We start from the raw sequence: 4253 nt of genomic DNA, 5'->3' as shown, positions 1-4253 counted from the left end.
CAGTCATCGTCAAAATGACGGCGCACTAGCGAGCGCTCCACAAAAGCCCTAGCAAGGGGCTGACAAACCATTGTTCTGACCGAACCCGGCTTTGCAGGTGAGAAAGTCCATGCTGCTGCGCACCCTCTTCCTTGGCCTTGCCGCGGCCAGCCTGTCGCCCGCCTGGGCCGTGGCCGGCGATTGCGGCGATGCCGCCGCCTTGGTGCAGCAGGCCTATCCCAAAGCTCGAAAGAGCGCCGACGGCACCTCGTTCACGCTCGAACCCCACACCAGCATTGCCCTGACATTCGCGTATGGCGATCCGCCAGGGCTGGCTTGCAAGATCTGGCCCGCCCATGACGACCTGCTGTTGGTCGCAGTGCCGCTGATGGACGGGTCCCAACCCAGCGACTACGCGCATGCCGGCGATATCGAGCTTTTGATTGTCGACAGGAAGAGCCGGCAGGTGCGCCAGCGCCTGCTCCAGCCCGGGCTGATGAATGATGATGCCATCGCCATCCGCCAGGTGGAGCTTGATACCGGCCGCTATGCGCTGGCGCCCGATGTTACTGCCTTTGGCCTGCGCATCGAAATGGCAAACAATTCGCTGCCTAATCCGTTCAGTGAAACCGACCTGCGGCTCTATGCCGTCGATGGCGATTCCCTGAGGATGGTGCTCGATGGCCTGGTCGTGGCCGGCAATGGCGGCGAGGGTGATACCAATTGCGCCGGATCCTTCCATACCAGTCGGGTTAGCCTGGCGATGAGCCCGGCCAAACATCATGGCTACCACGACATAACGGTGGTCGAGCGAATGGATACCGACAATCCGTTGCCCGACAAGGATGGCGAGTGCCAGTCCCATCCCGGCAAGTCCGTGAGCCAAACCTACCGGCTGCGCTATGACGGCAGCCGGTATACGGCTCCTGCGGGGCTCAAAGCCCTGGAGCCGTGAGGACGCCGCTGGCTGCGACTGAAGCACCGCGGCCTGGTGGTTAATGGCTGGTGTGCCCGAAGCCGAATTTTGGCGGCGTTTCGGCACCGAAGTTTAATCGCCGCTGATATATTGTGTTTCCTGAAGAACGACCCGGCAAATCGGGCGATGAGGCAGGGGCATGCGTCACAATAATTTCCCGGCAATGGCCACGATGGCGGCCGTCTTGATGATGTCTGGCTGTTCGACGAGTGGCGTCGACACCACCAAGACCACCGCCATCCAACCGGCGGCTAAAGACACCGAAACCTCCGATCTGGCGCAAGGCAAGGCGCAGTTTCGCGACGCCAATTACGGCCTCGCCGAAAAGCACTTCCGCAAGGCCGTCGAGTTGAAGGCCGACAATGCGGAGGCCTGGATGGGGCTCGCGGCTTCCTATGATGAACTCGGCCGCTTCGACTTCGCCGACCGTGCCTACGGCCAGCTTCTGAAAGTCGCCGGTCGCAGGCCGCAGATCGTCAACAATATGGGTTATTCGCAACTGCTGCGCGGCAATCGCAAGAAGGCCAAGGCGCTGCTGCTCGAAGCGAAGGCCGGCATGGCCGATCCCACCGTCGTCAACGCCAACCTCGCTCTCCTGAACAAGGGTTGATCTCGCGTCCAATGGTCCGGTTTCGGGACACGTGCCATCGACGCTTTGTAAACCCTATCTGCAGGTTGCATCGATGGATCGCCTGAAAATCCGTATCTGGGGGCAGCCGCTGACCTAGAATGCAGCGCAACCGCCGACGCTCGAGAGGCCCTTGCCCGATATGCTGGACTTCAGTTCGCTCCTGCTCGCAGCCGCGCTGTCGGGCATATGCCTCAGCGTCACCATGTTTGCGATCTGGTTCACCGCACCCAAGGCAGGTTTCGTGCTGACGGTGGCGTGCGGAATTCTGGTGCTCGTCGCGCATGTGATCCTGTTCTGGCGGTACACCAAGGACCCCGATCCGCTGCTTTGCCAGATCGTGCTTGCGCTGCTCAGCCTGGGGTTCCTGATCCTCTGCTTGTCGGCCATGCAATATCTCGGCGTGCCCGGCTACAGGCGCGCCGTTGCACCGGCGCTTGCCGCCATGACTATCTGTGCCGCTGTCACTTTCCTTGGCTTTGACGGCGTTGGCTTCATCATCACCTACACCACGGTGACGGCGCTGCTGTCGGCGATCGGCGCCATGTTCTGGATCAACGGCAGTCACGATCGCCGCATCCTGCTGGTGGTTTCGTTTCTGAGCGGCACCTGCGCGATGTCGTTTGCGCTTTGCGGCGTGGTTCTGCTGACCAAGGGGCAATGGACGCTCGCGATTGCGCCCGACAATTGGGCCGAACGATTGAATTCCGTCGTGGCGGTGGCCTGCATGACCGGGCTCGGAGCATTGACGCTCTCCCTCCATCATCTGCAGGCGCAGATCGAGCTCAAGGCCGAGACCATGACCGACCCGCTGACAGGGTTGCTGAACCGCCGGGCATTGACGTCGCTTTACGGCGAGCGGAGTTTCGGTCCATTCATGTCTATCGTCATGTTCGACCTCGACCACTTCAAGCGGACGAACGATGTCTACGGTCACCCGGTTGGGGATCAGGTCTTGTGCCGTTTTGCCGCCGTCATCAAGAAATATGCCCGGCCCGGCGTCGACGCTTTTCGCCTTGGCGGCGAGGAGTTCGCAGTCGTCATGTCGCGGATGACGGACGAAAAGGCCTACGATCTCGCCAGCAAGATCGGCGTGGCTTTCGGCGCCGAAATCGTCCCCACCCAGCTCGGCAAATTGCGCAGCACGGTCAGCGGCGGCATCGGCTTTGGCGAGGCAAGCGGCAGCAGCCTCGACAACGTGCTCACCGAGGCAGACGCGGCGCTCTATGCCGCCAAACGCGCCGGACGAAATTGCGTCATCAGCCGCAAGAGGATGGGCAAGGCCGAGCCGATCAAGCCGGCCTTGCGCTCAGCGTAAATTACTCCGCGGCCCCCAGATAGTCGGACAGCGGCGGGCACGAGCAGACCAGGTTGCGGTCGCCGGCGACATTGTCGATGCGTGACACCGGAGGCCAGTACTTGGCTGCCGTGTCGGCGTCGCCGGCCGGATAGGCCGCTTCCAGGCGCGAGTAGGGATGGTTCCACTGGCCGGCCAGCGCCTCGGCGGCGGTGTGCGGCGCGTTGACCAGCGGATTGTCGGCCAAAGGCCATTCGCCCCTGGCGACTTTTGCTGCCTCTGCCGATATCGCGATCATGGCCTCGCAGAAGCGGTCGATTTCCCGCTTGGGCTCGGACTCGGTCGGCTCCACCATCAGCGTGCCGGCGACCGGGAAGGACATGGTCGGCGCGTGAAAACCATAATCGATCAGCCGCTTGGCGACATCGTCGACACTGATGCCTGCACTCTCCTTGAGCACACGGGTGTCGAGGATGCATTCATGCGCGACGCGTCCCTGCCTGCCCTTGTAGAGCACCGGGAAATGCGCACCGAGCCGCGTTGCGATGTAGTTGGCGGAAAGGATCGCTGTTTCGGTCGCCTGCTTCAGGCCCGAGGCGCCCATCATGCGGATATACATCCAGGTGATCGGCAGGATCGAGGCGCTGCCGAAGGGGGCGGCGGAGACGGCGTGCGCCGAGCCTTCGGTGACATGGCCGGGCAAATACGGCTTCAAATGCGCCTTGACGCCGATCGGCCCGATGCCGGGTCCGCCGCCGCCATGCGGAATGCAGAAGGTCTTGTGCAGGTTCATATGGCAGACATCGGCGCCGATGTCGCCGGGACGGGCAAGCCCGACCAGCGCGTTGAGGTTGGCACCGTCGAAATAGACCTGGCCGCCATGCTCATGGATCAGCGCGCAGAGATCGCGTGCGCCTTCCTCGAACACGCCATGCGTCGAGGGATAGGTGAACATCAGCGCTGCGAGATTTTGCGCATGCTCAGTCGCCTTGGCCTTCATGTCGTCCATGTCGATGTTACCGTCTTCGGTGCAGCGCACGACGACGACGTTCATGCCAGCCATCGCCGCGCTCGCGGGATTGGTGCCATGCGCCGAGGAGGGGATCAGGCAGACGGTGCGGTGGTTGTCGCCGCGAGAGCGGTGATAGCCGCGGATGGCGAGCAGTCCGGCATATTCGCCCTGGCTGCCGGCATTGGGCTGCAATGTGACGGCGTCGAAGCCGGTGATCTCCGACAGCCAGCCCTCCAGCTCGCCGATCATGGCGCGGTAGCCTGCCGAGTGCGCGGCCGGGGCGAAAGGGTGCAGATTGGCAATGCTCGGCCAGCTCACCGGCATCATCTCGGCGGCGGCGTTGAGCTTCATGGTGCAGGAT

At 62.8% G+C, this 4253-nt stretch carries 3 protein-coding genes and 1 pseudogene; 3 read left to right on the top strand and 1 reads right to left on the bottom strand.

Features of this window, described 5'->3' with window-relative positions:
- Positions 1-109 precede the first annotated feature (109 nt).
- The 3 genes from EN879_RS26155 (at position 110) to EN879_RS26145 (ending at position 2901) form a co-directional block, all read left to right on the top strand.
- Positions 110-934 carry a hypothetical protein gene (locus tag EN879_RS26155; RefSeq protein ID WP_013531957.1) on the top strand — a complete coding sequence of 275 codons (825 nt, stop codon included), beginning with the start codon at positions 110-112 and terminating at the stop codon, positions 932-934.
- Between the two features lie 160 nt (positions 935-1094).
- Positions 1095-1565: a hypothetical protein gene (locus EN879_RS26150; RefSeq protein WP_013531956.1), complete on the top strand. Its 471-nt coding sequence runs from the start codon at positions 1095-1097 to the stop codon at positions 1563-1565.
- A gap of 160 nt (positions 1566-1725) precedes the next feature.
- The gene (locus tag EN879_RS26145; RefSeq protein ID WP_063167886.1) at positions 1726-2901 is read left to right on the top strand and encodes a GGDEF domain-containing protein; all 1176 of its coding nucleotides are present in this window, start codon (positions 1726-1728) and stop codon (positions 2899-2901) included.
- 1 nt (position 2902) lies between these two features.
- Here the strand turns inward: EN879_RS26145 and EN879_RS26140 are convergent.
- A pseudogene (locus EN879_RS26140) lies at positions 2903-4253 on the bottom strand (aminotransferase class V-fold PLP-dependent enzyme); the annotation flags it as partial.

This window comes from Mesorhizobium sp. M7A.F.Ca.AU.002.02.1.1 (assembly GCF_003998535.1).
GTDB lineage: Bacteria > Pseudomonadota > Alphaproteobacteria > Rhizobiales > Rhizobiaceae > Mesorhizobium > Mesorhizobium ciceri.
Note: the sequence above shows the minus strand (reverse complement) of the source record. Positions and strands in the feature narration are given on the sequence as shown.

Coding starts and splice junctions, on each gene's coding strand:
- EN879_RS26150 (WP_013531956.1), top strand. CDS start 1,095: ATGCGTCACAATAATTTCCCGGCAATGGCCACGATGGCGGCCGTCTTG.
- EN879_RS26145 (WP_063167886.1), top strand. CDS start 1,726: ATGCTGGACTTCAGTTCGCTCCTGCTCGCAGCCGCGCTGTCGGGCATA.
- EN879_RS26155 (WP_013531957.1), top strand. CDS start 110: ATGCTGCTGCGCACCCTCTTCCTTGGCCTTGCCGCGGCCAGCCTGTCG.